The sequence below is a fragment of the Winogradskyella psychrotolerans RS-3 genome, assembly GCF_000427335.1.
In the GTDB taxonomy this organism is placed as follows: Bacteria; Bacteroidota; Bacteroidia; order Flavobacteriales; family Flavobacteriaceae; genus Winogradskyella; species Winogradskyella psychrotolerans.
On record NZ_ATMR01000126.1, the window covers coordinates 38,258 to 59,037 of the forward strand.

The 20,780-nt window shown below is 34.0% G+C and carries 18 protein-coding genes, 1 tRNA gene and 2 pseudogenes; 13 read left to right on the forward strand and 8 right to left on the reverse strand.

The features are described 5' to 3' along the window. Window positions 1-7 precede the first annotated feature (7 nt). The 5 genes and pseudogenes from ADIWIN_RS12910 to ADIWIN_RS12930 form a co-directional block, all read right to left on the reverse strand. A complete protein-coding gene (locus ADIWIN_RS12910; protein WP_051155464.1) occupies window positions 8-589 on the reverse strand; it encodes an RNA polymerase sigma factor in 582 nt (193 codons plus the stop codon). Beyond that, on the reverse strand, window positions 579-1,553 hold the full coding sequence (locus ADIWIN_RS12915) for a FecR family protein (RefSeq protein ID WP_020895074.1): 975 nt from the start codon (window positions 1,551-1,553) through the stop codon (window positions 579-581). The genes ADIWIN_RS12910 and ADIWIN_RS12915 overlap by 11 nt, the downstream gene beginning before the upstream one ends. Before the next feature lie 467 nt (window positions 1,554-2,020). Beyond that, window positions 2,021-2,094 (reverse strand) — tRNA-Asn (locus ADIWIN_RS12920). A gap of 231 nt (window positions 2,095-2,325) precedes the next feature. Further along, window positions 2,326-3,668 (reverse strand): annotated as a pseudogene (gene rseP, locus ADIWIN_RS12925) (RIP metalloprotease RseP). Between the two features lie 95 nt (window positions 3,669-3,763). After that, complete coding sequence (locus ADIWIN_RS12930) at window positions 3,764-5,704, reverse strand: M1 family metallopeptidase (protein WP_020895077.1); 1,941 nt, start codon at window positions 5,702-5,704, stop codon at window positions 3,764-3,766. Window positions 5,705-5,788: 84 nt separating this feature from the next. On the opposite strand from ADIWIN_RS12930, the gene ADIWIN_RS12935 reads away from it, so the two are divergent. The 4 genes from ADIWIN_RS12935 to ADIWIN_RS20375 all read left to right on the forward strand — a co-directional run bounded on the left by ADIWIN_RS12935 (window position 5,789) and on the right by ADIWIN_RS20375 (window position 9,072). Next, entirely contained in the window at window positions 5,789-6,469 is a 681-nt protein-coding gene (locus ADIWIN_RS12935) for an SCO family protein (protein ID WP_020895078.1), read from the forward strand. Between the two features lie 97 nt (window positions 6,470-6,566). Further along, complete coding sequence (locus ADIWIN_RS12940) at window positions 6,567-6,794, forward strand: FeoA family protein (protein WP_200859810.1); 228 nt, start codon at window positions 6,567-6,569, stop codon at window positions 6,792-6,794. Continuing rightward, the gene (gene feoB, locus ADIWIN_RS12945) at window positions 6,787-8,886 is read left to right on the forward strand and encodes a ferrous iron transport protein B (protein ID WP_020895080.1); all 2,100 of its coding nucleotides are present in this window, start codon (window positions 6,787-6,789) and stop codon (window positions 8,884-8,886) included. The genes ADIWIN_RS12940 and feoB overlap by 8 nt, the downstream gene beginning before the upstream one ends. 45 nt (window positions 8,887-8,931) lie before the next feature. Next, the gene (locus ADIWIN_RS20375) at window positions 8,932-9,072 is read left to right on the forward strand and encodes a FeoB-associated Cys-rich membrane protein (RefSeq protein WP_020895081.1); all 141 of its coding nucleotides are present in this window, start codon (window positions 8,932-8,934) and stop codon (window positions 9,070-9,072) included. Between the two features lie 324 nt (window positions 9,073-9,396). Here the strand turns inward: ADIWIN_RS20375 and ADIWIN_RS12950 are convergent, their stop codons facing one another. Both ADIWIN_RS12950 and ADIWIN_RS12955 read right to left on the reverse strand, forming a co-directional pair. Further along, a complete protein-coding gene (locus tag ADIWIN_RS12950) occupies window positions 9,397-10,206 on the reverse strand; it encodes a DUF6503 family protein (protein WP_020895082.1) in 810 nt (269 codons plus the stop codon). 125 nt (window positions 10,207-10,331) lie between these two features. Further along, entirely contained in the window at window positions 10,332-10,988 is a 657-nt protein-coding gene (locus ADIWIN_RS12955) for a metal-dependent transcriptional regulator (protein WP_020895083.1), read from the reverse strand. A 99-nt stretch (window positions 10,989-11,087) separates the two neighbouring features. Here ADIWIN_RS12955 and ADIWIN_RS12960 point away from each other — a divergent pair, with 99 nt between their 5' ends. The 7 genes and pseudogenes from ADIWIN_RS12960 to ADIWIN_RS12990 all read left to right on the forward strand — a co-directional run bounded on the left by ADIWIN_RS12960 (window position 11,088) and on the right by ADIWIN_RS12990 (window position 18,555). Continuing rightward, complete coding sequence (locus tag ADIWIN_RS12960) at window positions 11,088-13,388, forward strand: TonB-dependent receptor (protein WP_040757317.1); 2,301 nt, start codon at window positions 11,088-11,090, stop codon at window positions 13,386-13,388. Window positions 13,389-13,402: 14 nt separating this feature from the next. After that, on the forward strand, window positions 13,403-13,873 hold the full coding sequence (locus ADIWIN_RS12965; RefSeq protein ID WP_020895085.1) for a thioredoxin family protein: 471 nt from the start codon (window positions 13,403-13,405) through the stop codon (window positions 13,871-13,873). Between the two features lie 77 nt (window positions 13,874-13,950). Continuing rightward, complete coding sequence (locus ADIWIN_RS12970) at window positions 13,951-14,862, forward strand: metal ABC transporter solute-binding protein, Zn/Mn family (protein WP_020895086.1); 912 nt, start codon at window positions 13,951-13,953, stop codon at window positions 14,860-14,862. A 47-nt stretch (window positions 14,863-14,909) separates the two neighbouring features. Then, a complete protein-coding gene (locus ADIWIN_RS12975; RefSeq protein WP_020895087.1) occupies window positions 14,910-15,707 on the forward strand; it encodes a metal ABC transporter ATP-binding protein in 798 nt (265 codons plus the stop codon). 74 nt (window positions 15,708-15,781) lie between these two features. Beyond that, a complete protein-coding gene (locus tag ADIWIN_RS12980) occupies window positions 15,782-16,174 on the forward strand; it encodes a VOC family protein (RefSeq protein ID WP_020895088.1) in 393 nt (130 codons plus the stop codon). Between the two features lie 101 nt (window positions 16,175-16,275). Next, the gene (locus ADIWIN_RS12985) at window positions 16,276-17,403 is read left to right on the forward strand and encodes a metal ABC transporter permease (protein ID WP_040757320.1); all 1,128 of its coding nucleotides are present in this window, start codon (window positions 16,276-16,278) and stop codon (window positions 17,401-17,403) included. After that, window positions 17,396-18,555: pseudogene (locus ADIWIN_RS12990) on the forward strand (metal ABC transporter permease). The gene ADIWIN_RS12985 and the pseudogene ADIWIN_RS12990 overlap by 8 nt, the downstream one beginning before the upstream one ends. A 285-nt stretch (window positions 18,556-18,840) precedes the next feature. Here the strand turns inward: ADIWIN_RS12990 and ADIWIN_RS12995 are convergent. Further along, window positions 18,841-19,629 carry a TerB family tellurite resistance protein gene (locus ADIWIN_RS12995; RefSeq protein ID WP_020895092.1) on the reverse strand — a complete coding sequence of 263 codons (789 nt, stop codon included), beginning with the start codon at window positions 19,627-19,629 and terminating at the stop codon, window positions 18,841-18,843. 131 nt (window positions 19,630-19,760) lie between these two features. Between ADIWIN_RS12995 and ADIWIN_RS13000 the strand changes: the two genes are divergently transcribed. Beyond that, the gene (locus tag ADIWIN_RS13000) at window positions 19,761-20,165 is read left to right on the forward strand and encodes a hypothetical protein (RefSeq protein WP_152487262.1); all 405 of its coding nucleotides are present in this window, start codon (window positions 19,761-19,763) and stop codon (window positions 20,163-20,165) included. A 137-nt stretch (window positions 20,166-20,302) separates the two neighbouring features. After that, window positions 20,303-20,713 carry a BrxA/BrxB family bacilliredoxin gene (locus ADIWIN_RS13005; RefSeq protein WP_020895094.1) on the forward strand — a complete coding sequence of 137 codons (411 nt, stop codon included), beginning with the start codon at window positions 20,303-20,305 and terminating at the stop codon, window positions 20,711-20,713. Window positions 20,714-20,780 lie beyond the last annotated feature (67 nt).

Consider the following 20,780-nt stretch of genomic DNA (forward strand, 5'->3'; position numbering starts at 1 on the left):
AGACGTCTCACTTAAACTTATTTATATTTACACTAATATGCTTAAGGGCTAACCCAATATGATTCTCTACGGTTTTAGGGGTTATGTCTAGTAGTTCTGAAATTTCTTTGTATTTAAATCCGTCAATTCTACTCATTTCAAAAATTTGACGTGTGCGTTTTGGTATGGATTCTAAAACATTTTTAATGACATTTTTATTGATTTCTTTTTGTTCGTTAGCTATAATTTCTTCTTCGATACTTGGATAAAGACTGCTATCAATTAGGTGGTCTTCATTTTGTAGTGGTCTGACTTCGTAATTCTTCTTAACTCTTAGGAGATCGTTTTTTAATATGGCATAGATATATGATTTTGGATTTTTAATTTTATGAAGTTGGTCTCTATTAGACCATAATGTGATGAAAACATCATCTACATTTTCTTCTATAATATGACTATTGGCTTCGAATAAAACACCAAATCTGCAAAGCTTTTGATAGTATTTTTTAAAGAATAGATCGAGGGCTTTGGTATCACCTTCTTGCATTTGTTCAAATAGAAAAAGGTCGTCGTTTGTAATGACTGAATGACGAATGCTTTTAATCTTCATGGTTTTGAGCTATTAGATATTCGTTAGTATTCACCTTCTTTATTTTAACATCAGCAATGAATTCTATAGAGTTAATAAATTCATCAAGGTCTTGTTCTTTAAAAGCACCTGTTATCTTTTTTTGATTGATGTCTTCATCAGTAATCTTGAAGCGTACTCCGTAAAAATTATTTATTTTATATAAGGCGTGTTTGAATATTAAATTATCGAGAATTAACATGTTATCTTTCCAGGCTAAAGCCTTGGTGATATTGAAGTTTCTTTTAGTAACATCCGAAGTTTTGATGTTATAAATAAGCTCTTCCTTTGGTAATAAATTGAGGCTGTTCTGGGACTTCTTAATTAACACATTTACTTTACCGCGTTCTAACGAAACAGACTTATTATCTAAAACTGTATTAACATTAAAAGCGGTTCCTAAAACGGTAATGTTTAAGTCTTCGGTATGGACTATAAAGGGAATATTTTCATTATGAGTAACATCAAAATAGGCCTCTCCTTTTACATAAACATTGCGTTGATTTTTAAAGTCTGAGTTATATTGAATTTCGCTTAAGGCATTTAAAATAACTAAACTACTATCAGGAAGGTATAATGTTTGCCGCTGACCTTTGTTTGTAGTAATCTGATTTGTATAGCTTAACTCATTTGAAGGTGAAAAATAACCATAGGCTATAAATATTAAAGTAATTGCGGCCAGACTAAATGTTACGCGATTGATTACTTCTCTTTTTCGGTTTATATTTCTATGGACAGTCTTAGATTTTAATTGTATTTCTTTTTGCTCATCAAACTCCTTTAAACTATCAGGATAGTTATCCCAAATTAATTTATAGGTGTCATACGTTGTTTTTAATTCATTATCTAAAGTCAGTTCTATTTCAAATACAGCTCTAGCGGCTGTAGATAATTCATGTGTTAAATACCGAACGCATTTTCTCTCATTTTTGGTCATATTAATCATGGAGTACTCCTTTTACTACTATGAGTAGAAAATTATAAAATACCCCCAGTGATTGATATCAAGAGATTGACAAGGAATTATTAAGTAAATGTTAATTGTACTGTTAGAAGGCTTGTTGCGCTATATTAATAGGTTTAAATTGTCTTACTAAAGACACTTTTAAAATGAAAGATAAAAGGGAAGTTTAAAAAGATTGCATTAGATAGGGCTAGTTAAATGAAAACGATCTCAAAAACACGTTTTCTTAAATCTTAATGGATTAAGATTAATGGTTGATTAGAAATTCTGGAAGACTAAGTTTAAGAAGCTTTAGATAATGGTTCAAAATCTTTTTTTGCAAAAACCCGAAAAGTACAGCTAATTCACACACTACTTTTGAGATTGATTCATAATAAATCTAAAAGTAAGGCATAAACAAAACACATTAAAACACAAAAAAGCCACTACTTTCGTAATGGCTTTGTATGCTCCTCTTCTTAGGCTCGAACTAAGGACCCTCTGATTAACAGTCAGATGCTCTAACCAACTGAGCTAAAGAGGAATAAAATTCCTTTTTTTAGTGTGTTTTAGAAGGCACTAAACTTCTCTCTTCTTAGATTCTACTTAATCTCAAAAAGCTTTCGAGGCTCAATTAAGAATCAATCGCTCTAGCTATTTGGTTATTATTAGCAGAACTAAAGTGTGTATGTTTTCGCGTTAGCGAGCGCAAATATATACAGTATTTTCATTACTACAAAACGAAATAATATTTTTTTGTAAAAACTTTAAAAAATTAATTAGTGATGGCTTTAAAAATGTCATTACCGTTGGCAAACAGCACTAAAGCGATTAAAATAAAGAACCCTATAAGTTGTGCACGCTCTAAAAACTTTTCGCTTGGTTTCTTACCAGATATCATTTCGAACAATAAAAACACCACGTGTCCACCATCTAAAGCTGGGATTGGTAATAAATTAAGTATAGCCAACATAATAGACAAAAATGCGGTTAAACTCCAGAAATCTACCCAAATCCATTGGTCAGGGAACACATCGAAAATCGCTTTAAATCCTCCAACGCCTTTATAAGCACCTGTACTCGGTGTAAAAATCTTTCCTAATTGATCAAAATACCCAGAAACCTGTTCCTTAAACTTATCGACTCCTCCACCAAAACTTTCTAAGAAGGTATAATCTTTATGTATGATATTGAAATACCCTAACTCTGCAAACCTTGAATTGTGTGATGCCGGGAAAATTCCAACTTTACCTTCAGCATTTACTTGTAAGCTTGTATTTATTTTTCTTCCCCTCTTAAAAACGTTGCTTCTACAGATTGGTTTTTATATGCTAACATTCTTGACTCTACCTCATCAAAGTAGCGTAGATCATTTCCATTGATGGATAACAATATATCTCCCTTTTCTAAGTTCACTCCTTTATTTAATGATGAATCTGGCACACTACCAACCATAAACGGAATTCGTAGTTTAAAGGTCCCATTCTTTCGCTCTGCAGAAGATAACTGCCCCAAAAAATCTTTTGGAAGTACAATCTCTTTATTTTCACCATCTCTAACTATAGAGTACTTTTCGCCATTTACTAAGTTTTTTCTAACGTCATAATAGGTGTCAACTTTTTCGTCATTAATGGCTAATATTTTATCTCCGTTTTTAAAACCAACATCTAAAAGCAAATTGTTTTCTATCCAGAAACCATCTTTCATACTGTCGGTAGTCACATCTGTATCTCCATATGTAAAAGAAAGCGCGACGTAAATAAAGTAGGCCAAAATAAAGTTTACGGTTACACCACCAAGCATTATAATTAAACGTTGCCATGCTGGCTTAGAGCGAAATTCCCATGGTTGTGGTGGCAATGCCATTTGCTCCTTATCCATGCTCTCGTCAATCATTCCTGCGATTTTCACATAACCTCCAAGTGGTAACCAACCAATACCATATTCGGTATCTCCAATTTTCTTTTTAAAGAGTGAAAACTTCACATCAAAAAAGAGGTAAAATTTTTCAACTTTAGTTTTAAAAAGCTTTGCGGGTATAAAATGCCCAAGCTCATGTAAGACTATAAGCAAGGATAAACTGAGTAAAAATTGAGATATTTTTATAATAAATTCCATGTAATTTTTTTCAAATTTCGATTTGCAAAAGTAAGGTATTTATATCAAACGTATATTTAAAAAAATCTTAGCAATACGTTAAAACAACACCTTAGTTATATTTTTATAAGTCTTTTATTAATCACCCCATCCTCTGTTTGAATCTGCACAAACAACAAGCCTGATGCTAATGTGCTTATATCGACTTGAGGTGTCCAATTTTGTTCTAATAATAATTGTCCTAAGCTATTGTAAATTTTGATGGTTTCAATCTCTATATGTTCAGGTTTTACGATATGAATTACAGATGCTGCTGGACTCGGATATATTATTATTTGATGGTTTAAATCAAAATCAGATATACTTAAACTTGACGAATTATTTTTGGAAATTAAATGATAATCCGGATCAATTAACACCTCTTGAACTGTAAAATTCACGGCTTCTAAAAATTGTTCATTATTAGTACTGTTGTCTAAAACTAGGTCTAAGGATTCTCCTAAAGTTCCCAGAACCCTAATTGGCACACCTGCTTCAAAAAAAGAAACTGACGCATCACTTTGGGTTTGTGACACCATAAGTTGCAACTGATTATCATCTTGATTCCAATTCACCGAATAACTTGGATAGCCTTGGTTATAGATCCAATCGTTAAAAAACTCACCTAAACCTAGTCCTGTAGTTGATTCCATAATAGCAATAAAATCTTGTGTTTTAGCGTAATCGTAGGCCAAGCTTGGTGTATCTAAATAATTCTGTAATCCCTGATAGAAGTCAGTATCTCCTAATTTACGTCTTAACATGTGCAATACCATAGCCCCCTTATTATAAGTTAAGCGGCTACTAAAAATTCTATTGACGCTTGTAGTATCTTGATCTGTGAGATATACCGCTCCGTTAGATTGAGATGTGATACTAGCCGTGGTTTGTTGCCTCCACGATTTAAAATTAGCCTCCCCATCTAAATCTTCAATTACCAATCCGGATAAGTAAGTCGCAAAACCTTCGTTTAACCAAATATCTTTCCAACTGCCACAGGTTATTTTATTACCAAACCATTGATGCGCCAACTCGTGTGCAATAAGTCCTCTGTTAAAAGACCCCATAAAAGACACTGTAGTATGCTCCATGCCACCTCCCCAACCAAATTGGGCATGACCATATTTTTCGTCTGCAAAAGGATATTCTTCAAATAAATCTGTAAAAAGATTCATAATATCTACCGTGATTTCTGTATTTGCCTGAGCATAATTAAGATCTTCAGGATAGACATAATTTACAATATCAAAAGGATTTCCATTATTGGGTACTTCATGTGAATACACTTCATAATTAGTAACAGCTACGGCAATTAAATAAGCCGGTATGGGATGACCATGCTTAAAATGCGTGGTCTTCTCAGAACCCACAACTACTTGGCTTTGCTCTAAACCATTAGAAACGGCCACATAAGTTTTGTTTAATGGATTTAGTACTGGCGTGGTAATATAAACATCTATATTCTCTATTTTATCTATTAAATCTTGTTTGCATGGCCACCAACCTTTAGCACCATAAGGTTCAGAAAGCGTCCAAATAACAGGATCATTGTCGGCACCATGAGTGGTCTGCTCAAAAGAACCAAAACCAGAACTTACAGGGTTACCAGCATAACTAACTGTTAGCGAATCTAAAACTCCTTGTGCTTGTGTGATAGGTAGCGTAATGACCAATTCATCATCCGAATTTTGAATATAACTTAAACTATTGCCACGTTGCAGTACTTGAGAAACAACCATATTATCCGACAAATCAAAAGTAATCTCTGTCATTGCTTCTTTAGCTTCAAAATAGGTAGTAACATCACCAGAAATTGTCGCTATAGACGGATCAATGTTTAATTCTAACCGATGGTATTTTACATCGTAATTTCCTGTATTAGCATTTTGAGCATTCATCATTTGGCGTAATGCTGTATTCGCTTCAGCAGAACGAATAGCGTTTAATGTGTCATTATAATCCTGTGCATTTATTTGCATAGCAAATGCTAAGATTAGGCATCCAAAGAATCGTCTCATAGAACTAGTTTTAACGTTAAAAATAAAGCTTTTCTTGACATTCAGTCGTATTTTTGCCCTTCAACTATCTTTAATACATTCTTAATGTCATTTCTTTCATTTTTTAAAGGCTATAAAAACTTCGGAATCTTTTTTTCAATACTTTGTGTCATCATCATCGCAATAATATACAATGTATTAAATGTAAAACATACACTTCCTATTTATCAGCCTGGTATGGTAAGTGAAGAGCTTGTAGATAGCACTATTCAACACCAACTAAAATATCATAAAATAGCAGATTTTAGTTTAACCAATCAAAATGGAGAAACAATAACACAAGATAATTATAAGGATAAAATTTATGTGGCAGATTTCTTTTTTACGACGTGTCAAACTATTTGTCCGATAATGACTAAGAACATGGAACAAATACAGAAGGCAATTATTAATGATAATGACATTATGTTGCTTTCTCACTCTGTGACTCCAAAAATTGATAGCGTTGCTCAACTAAAAAAATATGCGCTTGAAAAAGGGGTTATTGATAGAAAATGGAATTTAGTAACTGGAGATAAAAAACAAATCTACGAACTTGCTAGGAAAAGTTACTTAGCCGTAAAAACGGATGGTAATGGCGATCAATTTGATATGATACATACCGAAAACTTTATGTTGATTGATAAAAAGCGTCAAATTAGAGGTTTTTATGATGGTACAAATCCCGAAGATATTGATCAACTTTTACAAGATATTGAGACTTTAAAGTATTTTGGTGGATCATAAAATAGGTTAAAGCCTACAAATAACTATTGTCTTACTTTTTACACTAACAAATTTCTATTACATTTGCTTCTTTATAACAATTCTAAATAAGGAGAGGTTGACATTAGCAGAATTAAAACGGGGACAGCAAGGCATTATCACAGACGTGTCTTCTGTTCATATTCCATTAAAATTGCTCGAAATGGGCTGTTTACCTGGTAATTTGGTAGAGCTTGTGCAAGTTGCACCTTTCGCAGACCCAATGTATCTTAACATTAATGGTACACATTTAGCAATACGAAAAGAAACTGCTATTCATATTATAATTGAAACTGCGCATGAGTAAGCAAATCAATGTTGCGTTAATTGGAAATCCCAATACAGGTAAAACGTCTGTTTTTAATGCCCTAACAGGATTAAATCAGAAAGTTGGTAATTATCCTGGTATTACCGTAGAAAAAAAAGAAGGTATCTGCAAACTACCACGAGGAGTAAAAGCGCATATTATTGATTTACCTGGAACGTATAGTTTAAACGCATCGTCCTTAGATGAAAACGTTGTTATAGAATTACTACTAAACAAAAACGATAAAGATTATCCAGATCTTGCTGTTGTAGTTAGTGATGTAGAGAATTTAAAGCGAAATCTTCTTCTTTTTACTCAAATCAAAGATTTAAAAATTCCTACAATTCTAGTCATTAACATGTCTGATAGAATGGCTTACAAAGGCATTTCTTTAGATATCGATTATTTAGAACAAGAATTAAAAACCAAAATTGCCCTAATAAGCACCAGAAAAAACAAAGGGATTAACGAGCTTAAGGAATTAATAACACACTATAAAGAACTTTCTACGGAACCTTGCCTAGATGCCTCTTCCATAGATGAATCCTATTTTGAAAACTTACGAAAAGCATTTCCAAATCAGTTATTATACAAACTTTGGTTAGTAATTACCCAAGATGTCAACTTCGGAAAAACAGATAGAAAAACATATGATGCTGTAGAAGATTTTAAAACAAAATCCAAAACAGATTTAAAACGACTTCAACAAAAAGAAACCATAAAGCGGTATCAGTTTATAAATGAAACGCTTAAAAAAGGACAAACTATTGACCTTAATTCGGCAAAAGATTTACGTATTAAATTAGATAGAATTCTAACTCATAAAGTTTGGGGTTATTTAATTTTCGGTGCCATTTTATTAACGATTTTTCAAGCTATTTATGATTGGTCTAGTATTCCAATGGATTTCATAGATAGTTCGTTTGCCTCTCTAAGTGAGTGGACAAAAAACACATTGCCAGAAGGTGCCTTTACAAATCTTTTAGCTGAAGGTATTATTTCAGGACTCGGAGGCATCGTTATATTCATTCCTCAGATTGCCTTCCTATTTCTGTTTATTTCAATATTGGAAGAAAGCGGTTATATGAGTCGTGTTGTGTTTTTAATGGATCGTATTATGCGACGTTTTGGGCTTAGCGGAAAAAGTGTTGTACCTCTAATTTCAGGAACAGCTTGTGCGATTCCGGCAATTATGGCAACACGTAATATTGAAAGTTGGAAAGAGCGTTTAATCACCATTTTAGTAACACCTTTTACGACGTGTTCGGCAAGATTGCCTGTATACCTTATTATTATTGCTTTAGTTATACCTGAAGGACGAATTTTAGGATTAAGCTATCAAGCCTTAACTTTAATGTTATTATATCTTATTGGCTTTGGAGCCGCTGTTGGTTCGGCATGGATTCTTAATAAGATATTAAAAATAAAAAGCAAGAGTTTCTTTGTGGTAGAAATGCCAAATTACAAATTACCTTTATTTAAAAATGTCGCTTTAACGGTTTTAGAAAAAACAAAAGCTTTTGTATTTGGAGCTGGTAAAATTATACTTGCAATTTCTATCGTATTGTGGTTTTTAGCATCTTATGGACCAGGAGACAACTTTAATAATGCAGATACTATTGTAACCGAACAATATGCTTCAGAAAATTTGACTGAAGATGAACTACATCAAAAAATAGAATCTCACAAACTAGAACATTCCTTTATTGGTATTGCTGGCCATGCCATCGAACCAGCTATTAGACCTTTAGGTTACGATTGGAAAATTGGTATTGCAATAGTAAGTTCTTTTGCTGCGCGTGAAGTTTTTGTTGGGACCCTAGCCACTATTTATAGTGTTGGTAGTGATGAAGAAGAAACCATTAAAAACAGAATGGCCGGAGAAGTAAACCCTATTCTCGGTGGTCCATTATTTAACTTTGCTTCTGGTATTTCTTTGCTTCTTTTTTATGCCTTTGCTATGCAATGTATGAGTACACTTGCTGTTGTTAAAAAAGAAACTAATTCATGGAAATGGCCGATGTATCAATTAGTAATTATGAGTGGATTTGCTTATATTGTAGCATTAGTCGCTTATCAAGTATTAAAATAGACCTAGCAGGTTTTAAAAACCTATCAAGTCTTTAAAAATGAATTTATGAACACAATAATTCAAAATATATTAGTTTTTTCTGCATTAGGATTGGCCTTACTTTTTCTAGTACGGAAATACATTTGGTCACCTAAGAAAAAATCTACCAAAGCTTGTGGAGGCGATGATGGCTGTGGATGTCATTAAATCCCTTTAAAATCCAAGATTCACGAATTCCATAGTATTAAAATAAAGTCAATGAGTAAAAAAGGGATAACATTAATTATAACTTGTCAATTTTAATCATCTTATAAGCATACATTTTCGATTACAAATCTAACAAAATAACATTTCTAAAAGACCTCATCAGTGGTATTCTTATATGTATTGGTCTTTTTATTTCGGCACTAGTCTTTATTGAGCTGTTTAACCTAACTATCGTTCACGGTATTTTCTGTGTGAGTATAGAAATTATTCTCCTGTTTGCCTTAAAAGCTTTTATACAGAGCAATAGTAGTAAGTAAATTGATCCTATTTTTCTATAAAATCTGCAGGAATAGAAAATGTATCAGCATCTGGGGTCACAAACTTTACATTGTTGATAAGCGTATTACCAATCACTTTACCTAAACCAGCATCTTTAGACCACTCATAAAATTCCCAGTTATGTGCAATTGGTACACCATCAATCATTTTATAATTAGAGTAACCTATAGCATGCGGATCTGATTCCGCTGCTTCTGTAGATTTATTAACGGTAACAATGTAAGCTACATAATCCATCATATTGGTTTTTGGATCACTGTAAACAATATACCAATCATCTGGTGCATCGCCTGTATTAGCTTCAAACGTTAAATGTTGCGAATTGTATGTTTTATCATTAAGCTTTGCACTTTCTACATCAGACCATATAGTCCCTTGGTCGCTCAACTTAGTAGGAAACAATAAAAAATACATCCATGTGTAAGCATCAAATCGCGCTGCTTTACCATTCGTAAGATTTGGAGAATGGAATACTTTTTCACCATCATAATAAATAAAAGTACCATCTTTCAATTCAATTTTTCCTTTTGTTGAATTGGTTAAAAATGTCATTTTTCCATTAAGGCGTTCGCTACCACCAAAACTAATCACCATATCTAACTCAATAGCTTGGTTAGATAAAAATACATCTTTGTTATAGGCCTTTTCAATAGTTTCTACGGGTGTGAGAACCTTATTTTCTACTATCGGTTCTGAAACTTCTACTTCAATAGTTTCTTTCTTGTCACTTTTACAACTTGTAGCAAGTATTACAAGCAAAACACAAACGATACTAGACTTAAACATATGAGACATATTATAGAATTTTATTAAATGAGAATGACTTCAAAATTATAGTGTAAAATGAACACTGACGCTCAGACTTAGCTATTTTAAGATAAATTTAGCTTTTTTAAACGAAATTTCTATCTAAAGCGGAATTAAATCTTCTTTAAGTATAAATTTTTAGCCACACTTTGAGAGACTACAATTTCCGAATTTTCTAAAGCTATTTTTATAGAATTATCAAAAGGCTCTTTGTGCTTCACCGTAATTATAGTGCCTAGCGCAATATGATTGCTGTCTAGATATTTTAAAAAATTAGAAGAGGTATCATCAACGCCAACACATTTATAAGTAGAACCAACTTCGGCTTTAGCCAAAACTATTTTTTCAATATGCTTAAAATTACCTTCCTTATCTGGAATTGGATCTCCATGAGGATCATACGTAGGAAACTCTAAGAACGCATCTAGCTCATCAATCAATTTATCAGATTTAATATGCTCTAAATGTTCTGCAACTTCGTGAACTTCATCCCAAGAAAAATTTAGCTTTTCAACTAAAAACACTTCCCACAGGCGATGTTTACGAATAATGTTTACAGCAACACGTTTACCATCGTCAGTTAAGGTAACACCTTGGTATTTTTTATAATCCGCGTAATTCTTTTCAGATAATTTTTTAATCATATCTGTAACAGAAGATGCTTTAGTCTGCATGGCAGAAGCAATAGCATTTGTATTCACCGTTTTTTCGCCATTACTGCTTAAATAGTAAATGGCTTTAATATAATTTTCTTCTGTTAGTGTAATCATAGTTTTATCCTGTACAGCAAATATAGAAAAAGTAAACTTCTTAAAATATTTTTAGACTAATCTAAAAATATATTTATATTTGCTTAAAAAATAATAAAGATGAGACTAATAATACTTTTGCTTTTTGCTTCAGCCACTTGTATAAATGCCCAAAACACCTATGAAATTACTGGTCGAGTAACTTCGGAAGGACAACCATTACCTTTTGCTAATATTTATATTGAAGACAATTCAAAAGGAACACTATCCGATAACAATGGAAATTTTATTATAAAAGACTTAAAAGCAGGAACCTATATTATTGTCGCGTCTTTTACAGGCATTAAAACGGAAACAAAACGCGTTTCTATCACAACCGATAATGTGTATGTCACGTTCGATTTGGTCAATAAAAATAATTTAGACGAAGTGGTCATTACAGGAACACGTACAGAAAAACGCCGTACAGATTCTCCCGTCATCGTTAATTTAATTAATAGCGAAACTTTAGAACAAGTTGTAGCCACTGATCTTTCTGAAGGCTTGCGTTTTCAACCAGGACTGCGCGTTGAGATGGATTGCCAAACTTGTAATTATAGTCAAATTCGTATGAACGGACTTCAAGGTGGTTATTCTCAAATTCTTATTAACGGACGTCCTATTTTTAGCCCATTAACTGGCTTATATGGTTTAGAACAAATTCCGGTTAATATGATAGAACGTATCGAAGTGGTTCGTGGCGGAGTCTCAGCACTCTATGGATCTAGTGCCATCGGAGGAACCGTAAACGTAATTACCAAAATCCCCAAACAAGATGGTTATAACTTTAGCTATGCATATCAGAACATCAACGGAGGCGCTGACCAAAATTTAATCAATGGAAATGCCACTGTAGTTAGCAATGATTATAAATCTGGCGCGACTTTTTTTGTAAGTAACCGAACCCGAACAGCCTACGACGCCAATGACGATAACTTTTCTGAATTACCTGAACTAAAAAATACCTCTTTTGGTGTGAATGCTTTTTTTCTACCTACAGAAAATTCTAAATTAGAAGTCAATTTAAGCAAGCTTTTCGAATACCGTTTCGGAGGCGAAATGGTGGATAAACCAGCTTATTTAACACAACAGTCCGAAGAGCGCGATCACCATGTACTTATGGCGAGTTTAGATTATCAAATTAACTTTAACGACGATAAAAATTCATTGATTTTATATTATGGAGGTCAGCGTACAGATCGTGATCATTACACCGGAATTATTCCGGATGATGCTGATGAACAAACCGCCTTTTTCGCAGATCCACCTTACGGAATTTCGGAAGTAACCACGCATCAAGGAGGTGTTCAATTAAATAATAGATTCGATGATTTTTTAGGAGGCACAACTGTATTAACCGCTGGTGTAGAATATGTCTATGATGATGTTATGGATGAGATCACCTCGTACAATTACCTCATCGATCAGACCACAAAAAATTATGGTGTATTTGTTCAGAATGATTGGGAAGTCACCGAAGACATCAATTTTCTAGCAGGCTTCAGATTAGATGATCATAATTTGGTAGATAATGTTGTTTTCAGCCCACGGTTATCTTTGCTCTATAAACTAAAAGAAACCACACAATTCCGTTTAGGTTGGGGAACTGGCTTTAGAGCACCACAGGCTTTTGATACCGATTTACATATTGCTTTTGCTGGTGGTGGCATCTCTAGAATTTCACTTTCAGAAGATTTAATCGAAGAACGCTCTAACAGTTTTACCGCTTCCATGAATTACGACAAAGCCACCGAACATGTTATCGCGGGCTTTACAGTTGAAGGGTTTTACACTCATTTGGAGGATGCCTTTTTTCAATTTCCACTAGGAGAAGATGAGTTTGGAGAACGTTTTGAAAAGCGAAATGGTAGTGGTGCAACCGTAAAAGGATTCACTTTAGAAGCACGCGCTAATTTTGATTATGTTTTTGAAGTTGAAGCTGGATTCACCATTCAGTCTAGCCGATTTGATGATGCGGTTGAAAACATTGAAGGTTTAGAAACTAAACGCGAATTCTTAAGAACACCTAACGATTATGGTTATGCCACGTTAACTTATAAACCAACAAAACAGTTGACAGCTAGTGCTAACTTAATTTACACAGGTCAAATGGATATTACCCATTTTGCAGGAGAAGGCACAGGACAAACCGTTGATGAATATGATACAACAGATACGTTTACGGAATTGAGTTTACGTTTGGGTTACACATTCAACCTACCAAAAGTAAGCACAGACTTAGAGCTTTACGGAGGCGTTAAAAATATTTCAAATAGCTATCAAAATGATTTTGATACTGGTAAAAATCGCGATAGCAATTATATTTATGGTTCTGCAGCACCACGAACCTTTTTTCTAGGACTTTCTATCAGCTCGCTTTAATCAGTAAAAAAGCAATGAAAATTTGTCTCAATTTAGTAATGTTAGTCATGGTCAGCACAGTCTTTTCACAAACAGAAAAGGCTGTGAATTGGCTTAATTTTGAACAATTAGAAGATTCCATTCTAATACAACCTAAAAAAGTATTCATTGATTTTTATGCCAACTGGTGTTCACCTTGTATAAAAATGCAAAAGGAAGTTTTTACAGACACCTTAATTATTGATTTACTTAACCAGAACTATTACGCCGTGAAAATGAATGTTGAGACACAGGACACTATATCTTTCGGCAATCAGGTTTTCATCAACAAACGTTTAAACAAAAGAAATCCTGTTCATCAAATACCATTATTAATGGCGAGGCAAAAAAACAAACCATTTTCATTGCCTGCATTAGTATTCTTAGACGAAAAATTTCAAGCCACAGCACGTTACTTTCAGTACCTCAATGTTAAACAACTTTCTATAATACTTTCAGATCAATAAAAAACAGATTTGAATCCTACTAAAAACAGATTAACTCTTCTCATTTTTTAGTACCTTCGTAATAAATATTTAGATATATGAAAAAAATAATTTTCTTCTTAGCTATCACGCTCATTTTTACGGCGTGTAAGGACGAATCTAAAGACAACGGAAAACTCAATATTGTAACCACTACAACCATGATTACTGATTTAGTTCAGAATATTGGCGGAGATATGATTAATATACAGGGCTTAATGGGTTCTGGGGTCGATCCGCACCTTTACAAAGCCAGCGAAGGTGATGTTTCTAAATTAGTCAATGCCGATATCATATTCTATAGTGGCTTACATTTAGAAGGAAAACTTGTGGAAGTCCTAGAAAAAATGGAGAGTTCTCAAAAAATAACGATAGCACTCTCAGATGCTCTAGATGAAAACACACTTATAGGTTCTAAATATTTTGCTTCAAATTACGATCCACACGTTTGGTTCGATATTAATTATTTTCAGCAATTTGCAAAAAAAGTAGCGAATGTCTTATCTAAAAAGGATCCTGAAAACGCCCAAAAATACGAAGCCAACAAAAATGCTTATATTGTTAAATTAGAAACCCTTCAGAATAACATAAAGCAGACTATAGAAACACTTCCAAAGGGAAAAAGAATATTAGTAACTGCCCATGATGCGTTTAACTATTTTGGAAAAGCCTACGGATTTGAAGTCGTTGGTTTACAAGGTATATCAACAGCAACTGAAGCCGGTGTACAAGATGTTCAAAAATTGGCTACATTTATTATCGAGAAAAACATTAAAGCCATATTTATAGAAAGTTCAGTACCAAAACGAACGATTGAAGCTCTGCAGGCTTCTGTAAAATCTAAAGGACATGATGTCGAAATTGGAGGCACTTTATATTCTGATGCTTTAGGAAGTGCTGGAACAGTTGAAGGTACTTACATTGGGATGTTTGAGTACAATGTGAATACGATAGTGAATGCCTTGAAATAATATTCCTGCGAAAGCAGGAATCTCATGAAACTTAGTTCAATTCTAAAATGAAAAAAGACTCAAAGGAAAATATAAAACATAGTAGTCCTAGTGACAAGACTCCTGCTTCCGCAGGAGTAATTGCCGTAAAAGTAGACGATCTTACCGTTGCCTACAACTACAAACCTGTACTTTGGGACATCGATTTAGAAATCCCAGAAGGAGTTTTAATGGCTATTGTTGGTCCGAATGGAGCAGGAAAATCCACACTTATAAAATCTATTTTAGGAATTTTAAAACCCATTGCAGGAAGTGTCACTATCTACGGAAAACCTTATAAAAAGCAAAGACAACTCGTAGCCTACGTGCCTCAAAAAGGAAGTGTAGATTGGGATTTCCCTACCACAGCATTAGATGTGGTGATGATGGGAACCTATGGAAGTTTGGGCTGGATAAAACGTCCTGGACAAAAAGAGAAAAAAGCGTCACTAGAAGCTTTAGAAAAAGTAGGGATGTTAGCGTTTAAAAGTCGACAGATTAGTCAACTTTCGGGAGGACAACAACAACGTATTTTCTTAGCACGTGCTTTGGTACAAAATGCTTCTATCTATTTTATGGATGAACCATTTCAAGGAGTCGATGCCACCACTGAAATTGCCATCATTAACATCTTAAAAGAATTACGAAAAGCAGGTAAAACGGTTATTGTAGTCCATCACGATTTACAAACTGTACCCGAATATTTTGATTGGGTTACCTTTTTAAATGTGAAGAAAATTGCCACAGGACCTGTAAAGGATATCTTTAATGACGATAACTTAACGAAGACCTATGGTATTAATTATAAAGTGAGTATACAGGAGTAGAAACATAGTTGATAGTGTTCAGTTGGCGGTTGACAGTGCTTACTCTAATGAGAACTAAGAAAGCAATAAAAAACATGAAATACGCATACACCATTTTATATGTCGAAGATGTTGAAAAGACAATGTCATTCTACGAAAACGCTTTTGGGTTTCAAAAAAAATTCATCACACCAGAGCATGATTATGGTGAGCTACTTTCTGGAGAAACCACCATCGCTTTTGCGTCTCATTCCTTAGGAAATTCAAACTTTAAAAAAGGCTTTAAACAACTTTCTATAAACGAAAAGCCGAACGGAATTGAAATGGCTTTTACAACTGAAAATATTAAAGATGATTTTAATAAAGCGATAAAAGCTGGAGCCATAGAATATGAACCTATAATTGAAAAACCTTGGGGACAAAAAGTGGGGTACTTAAGAGATATTAATGGGTTTCTTATCGAAATTTGTACACCAATTAAGAATTAAAATAGATACAGACCTCACAAGTTTTAGAAACCTTTGAGGCCTATAAACTAAACGAAAAAAATATTAAAAAGTAGGATGAGATTCCTGCTTTCGCAAGAATTGTGGATATAACAGAATACATAAAACTAGTCTTCACAGACTACACGCTACGAACCATCACTCTAGGAACAGCCATTTTAGGAGCTGTTACCGGAATGTTAGGAAGTTTCGCGGTACTCAGAAAACAGAGTTTATTGGGTGACGCTATTTCGCATGCGGCTTTACCAGGTATTGCCATAGCGTTTTTAATTACTGGAGCTAAAGACAGTAACACATTATTAATCGGAGCATTAATTAGTGGTTTAATCGGTACGTTTTGGATAAGAGGCATTGTCACAAAAACCCACTTAAAATCTGATACCGCTTTAGGTTTAATTCTGTCTTTATTTTTTGGATTCGGAATGTTGCTACTCACCTTTATTCAAAAACAACCTAATGCTAATCAAGCCGGATTAGACAAATACCTCTTCGGACAAGCAGCAACTTTAGTAGAAAGTGATGTGTGGCTAATGGCTATTGTAACCGGAATATGTTTAATTGTAATGCTCACCTTCTGGAAAGAATTTAAAATCCTATTATTTGATGCCGACTACACCCAAACACTCGGGTTCAATACTAAATTTATAGATATTCTTATTACAACATTTATTGTTTTGGCTATTGTGTTAGGGCTTCAAACGGTTGGTGTCGTTTTAATGAGCGCTATGCTTTTGGCACCTGCAGCTGCTGCTAGGCAATGGACAAACAGTTTATCTGTAATGGTGTTTTTAGCTGCTATTTTTGGCGCATTTTCAGGAGTATTCGGGACTGCAATTAGCGCAAGTCAGAATAACTTATCTACTGGCCCTGTTATTGTTTTAGTGGCTGGAGTTTTTGTGATATTCTCTTTTATATTTTCCCCAAGTCGTGGTTTATTGTTTAAACAAATCCGATTTATTAAAAATCGCCGCGATTTAGAATTGCATAAAACTTTAGCATTTATGCATCATATTGCCGAAACACACGAAGATATTTCACATCCTCACGCCATAAAACTTTTAAATAATTTTCAAGGGTATACACGTTCTACACTTCAGAAATTGGTCGATAAAGACTATGTGGAACTTAATGGAAATATGTGGAGTTTAACTAAAACAGGCTTTGAAACCGCAGCGAATTTGTACACTAAACAATCCACCGAAGATGAGTAATGCACAAATAGAAATACAGCTTATAGCAAGTATAGTCGCCGTTGCTTGTGCCATTCCTGGGACATTTTTAGTCCTTAGAAAAATGGCTATGATTAGCGATGCTATTAGTCATTCCATTTTACCAGGTATCGTCATTGGTTTTTTTGTGACACAAGATTTAAATTCCCCTTTACTGATTCTTCTTGCTGCTTTAACAGGAATTATAACGGTTGTTTTAGTAGAATACATTCAAAAAACAGGATTAGTAAAAGAAGATACAGCTATAGGATTGGTGTTTCCTGCCATGTTTAGTATTGGAGTCATCCTAATTGCTAAAAATGCCAACGACATCCATTTAGATGTTGATGCTGTTTTATTAGGTGAATTAGCCTTTGCACCTTTTGACAGATTACTAATTGCAGGAACTGATGTGGGTCCAAAATCACTTTGGGTCGTTGGCACCATTCTACTAATCACAATTACACTTTTAATTCTATTTTTTAAAGAATTGAAAATAAGCACTTTCGACAAAGGTTTGGCGGCATCCTTAGGGTTTTCTCCAGCAATTATTCATTACGGATTAATGTCTGTGGCTTCAGTTACTACTGTTGGATCTTTTGATGCTGTTGGTGCCATTTTGGTTGTCGCTTTAATGATTGCACCTGCTGCTGCTGCCTATTTGTTAACCACAGATCTAAAGAAAATGTTGGCTCTAGCCATAGGTTTCGGAATTTTTAGTGCCATTTTCGGCTACTGGGTAGCACATTGGCTAGACGCTTCTATCGCTGGTTCCATTACAACCGTTCTTGGTTTAGTATTTTTGTTAGTCTATTTATTTGCTCCTTTAAAAGGAGTGATTGCGGTGATGTACAGAGAAAAACAGCAACGTACCGAAGTGTCTTTACTCACATTTTTATTACACTTAAAGAATCATGATGAGCTTGAAGAACGCCATGTTAATCACCTAAGAGAACATATTAATTGGCAAAAAGTCCGAGCAAAAACTGTTCTCGACTTAGCCAAAAAAACAATATGATTCATATTGAAAAAAACATCGTGTCCTTAACTAAAAAGGGAGATGAATTTACATCTAAAGCCATCGATTATATTATGACTAATGAAGATGCGCAGATTGAAGATATGAAAGATGATTTCTTTTTGTTTAGAGGATAGATTTGATGTATTTATTGACACTACAATTGAAAGCTTCAGCGCTTAACAACGACAGACCCTAATATTTTAAACCTCATGAGCCTATTAAATTATTTCACCGGTAAAAACGGATTACTCATCATAGGATTTATTGTCCTGTGTGTTTTCATTTATAATAAGTATAAAACACAACGCTACTTTAAATACATCGAAAAACGACTGAAAGAAAAAGAAAGGAAAAAATAAACTTTTATAATATCATAGTGTCATCTAACAACTAAGCACAAACAACCATCAACTATAGGCTTATTTAAACCCACGTTCCTTCTGAATATGCTCATAAGCCTCTTGCACTTGTCTAAACTTAGCCTCAGCACCTTCCCGATGTTCCTTACCTAAATGACCGACACGATCTGGATGGTATTTTTTAGCCATACCACGATATGCTTTTTTAACCTCAGTATCTGGCACTGATTTATCTATCTCTAAAATTTTATAAGCATTATCACTACTGTTATAAAACATGGCTTTAATACTCTCAAAATCTCTGTTACTAATTCCTAAATAACCCGTTATGGTATAAATCTGTCGTAATTCGTCCTCAGTAACTAAACCATCTGCTTTTGCAATTCCGAATAAAAAATGAAGCAATTGTAATCGCGATGCATGATCCATCATTTGCTTAATCTGCAAACAAACTTGGCGTGTAGATATATTTTGTTTGGTAATGCGTTTAAACAATTCAAAAGCCTTATTCGCTCTATCTTTACCATACATATTGGTAAATTGCTGACGTACAAAATCGAGTTCGCGTTGATCTTGCTTACCATCTGCTTTAATAACAATAGACGCTAAAATTAAGAGGCTAACTTCAAAATCACCAGATTGCGTTTGTGTTCTTGACGTGCGTTGTCCGTAATTTGGTTTTGTTCTATAGGTATCACGCTCTCTTCCTGCTTGTCGATCACCTATTAAAGGTGTTCCTTTATCTGTTAAATTATCAACAAAACTACCCAAAGCTAATCCTATAATAGCACCAATCGGACCTCCAAACGACCAACCTAAAGCACCACCAATCCATTTTGCAAAACTCATATATTATTTTTGATTTTCTAAAGCTGTAAATATACTATATGTTAGTTGGATGAAAATGTAATTTGTTACGTTTTGTGCGCAACCATTTGCGTAAAGTGGTATCTTATAGACATAACCAATACCTTAATATTATGAAAATCACTTTTTATATTATAGCTATAATGCTTCTTGCACAAAGTTGTAACGGCGATGACGACGCACAGCAAAACTCAGAACCAACACTTAATACAACATGGTCTTTAATCAATGTTTCTGGTGGTTTTGCAGGTGTTGATGATGATTTTGAATCGGGTATAATTACATGGCATTTTAACAATGAAGCGTCTGAAATTACCGTTATCAATAATGACACAAGTAATGCTATACATAGTGGGTATGCTTCCGGAACTTACACTTATGAAGTCATAACAACTCCTAATGATACCACTTTAGTAATTGGAAATACAGATTTAAAAATTACGACATTAACAAGTTCTCAACTCATTTTAGATGAAGGTATGATTTCTGACGGTTTTCAATATACTTTTAGTAGATAGTCTCAGCTTTTCAACTTTCTTAATACTATTGAAAACCAAAATAGCATCATTTAAACTACGAACTGAAGACTAACGACTGCCTACTATTTTTCATTATCTTTGCAATTCAAAATAAGATTAATTAAAATATAAAAAATATGTATCCAGCAGAATTAGTAAAACCAATGCGTGAGGATTTAACCAAAGTAGGTTTTGAAGAATTACATACATCAGAAGCTGTAGAAAGTGCTATTGCAAAGGAAGGCACAACATTAGTTGTTGTAAATTCTGTTTGTGGTTGTGCTGCAGCAAATGCAAGACCAGGTGCTAGAACAAGTTTAGACAATGCAAAAAAACCAGATCATATCGTTACTGTTTTTGCAGGTGTAGACAAAGAAGCTGTTGATGCAGCGAGAGCACACATGGTTCCTTTTCCTCCAAGCTCGCCATGTATGGCTTTATTTAAAGACGGAGAATTAGTACACATGTTAGAGCGTCACCATATTGAAGGTCGTCCAGCAGAATTAATTGCTGAAAATCTTAAAGATGCTTATAACGAGCATTGCTAAAAGATAAAAAAACGAAGTATTTAAACCACGATTTTTATCGTGGTTTTTTTGTACATAAATTGCATTG

Excerpts from the sequence above, each read along its gene's own strand:
- ADIWIN_RS12935 (WP_020895078.1), top strand. The coding sequence starts at position 5,789 with ATGTCATTTCTTTCATTTTTTAAAGGCTATAAAAACTTCGGAATCTTT.
- ADIWIN_RS12950 (WP_020895082.1), bottom strand. The coding sequence starts at position 10,206 with ATGTCTCATATGTTTAAGTCTAGTATCGTTTGTGTTTTGCTTGTAATA.
- ADIWIN_RS20375 (WP_020895081.1), top strand. The coding sequence starts at position 8,932 with ATGAACACAATAATTCAAAATATATTAGTTTTTTCTGCATTAGGATTG.
- ADIWIN_RS12980 (WP_020895088.1), top strand. The coding sequence starts at position 15,782 with ATGAAATACGCATACACCATTTTATATGTCGAAGATGTTGAAAAGACA.
- ADIWIN_RS13000 (WP_152487262.1), top strand. The coding sequence starts at position 19,761 with ATGAAAATCACTTTTTATATTATAGCTATAATGCTTCTTGCACAAAGT.
- ADIWIN_RS12915 (WP_020895074.1), bottom strand. The coding sequence starts at position 1,553 with ATGATTAATATGACCAAAAATGAGAGAAAATGCGTTCGGTATTTAACA.
- ADIWIN_RS13005 (WP_020895094.1), top strand. The coding sequence starts at position 20,303 with ATGTATCCAGCAGAATTAGTAAAACCAATGCGTGAGGATTTAACCAAA.
- ADIWIN_RS12930 (WP_020895077.1), bottom strand. The coding sequence starts at position 5,704 with ATGAGACGATTCTTTGGATGCCTAATCTTAGCATTTGCTATGCAAATA.
- ADIWIN_RS12975 (WP_020895087.1), top strand. The coding sequence starts at position 14,910 with ATGAAAAAAGACTCAAAGGAAAATATAAAACATAGTAGTCCTAGTGAC.
- ADIWIN_RS12970 (WP_020895086.1), top strand. The coding sequence starts at position 13,951 with ATGAAAAAAATAATTTTCTTCTTAGCTATCACGCTCATTTTTACGGCG.
- ADIWIN_RS12910 (WP_051155464.1), bottom strand. The coding sequence starts at position 589 with ATGAAGATTAAAAGCATTCGTCATTCAGTCATTACAAACGACGACCTT.
- feoB (WP_020895080.1), top strand. The coding sequence starts at position 6,787 with ATGAGTAAGCAAATCAATGTTGCGTTAATTGGAAATCCCAATACAGGT.
- ADIWIN_RS12995 (WP_020895092.1), bottom strand. The coding sequence starts at position 19,629 with ATGAGTTTTGCAAAATGGATTGGTGGTGCTTTAGGTTGGTCGTTTGGA.
- ADIWIN_RS12955 (WP_020895083.1), bottom strand. The coding sequence starts at position 10,988 with ATGATTACACTAACAGAAGAAAATTATATTAAAGCCATTTACTATTTA.
- ADIWIN_RS12960 (WP_040757317.1), top strand. The coding sequence starts at position 11,088 with ATGAGACTAATAATACTTTTGCTTTTTGCTTCAGCCACTTGTATAAAT.
- ADIWIN_RS12965 (WP_020895085.1), top strand. The coding sequence starts at position 13,403 with ATGAAAATTTGTCTCAATTTAGTAATGTTAGTCATGGTCAGCACAGTC.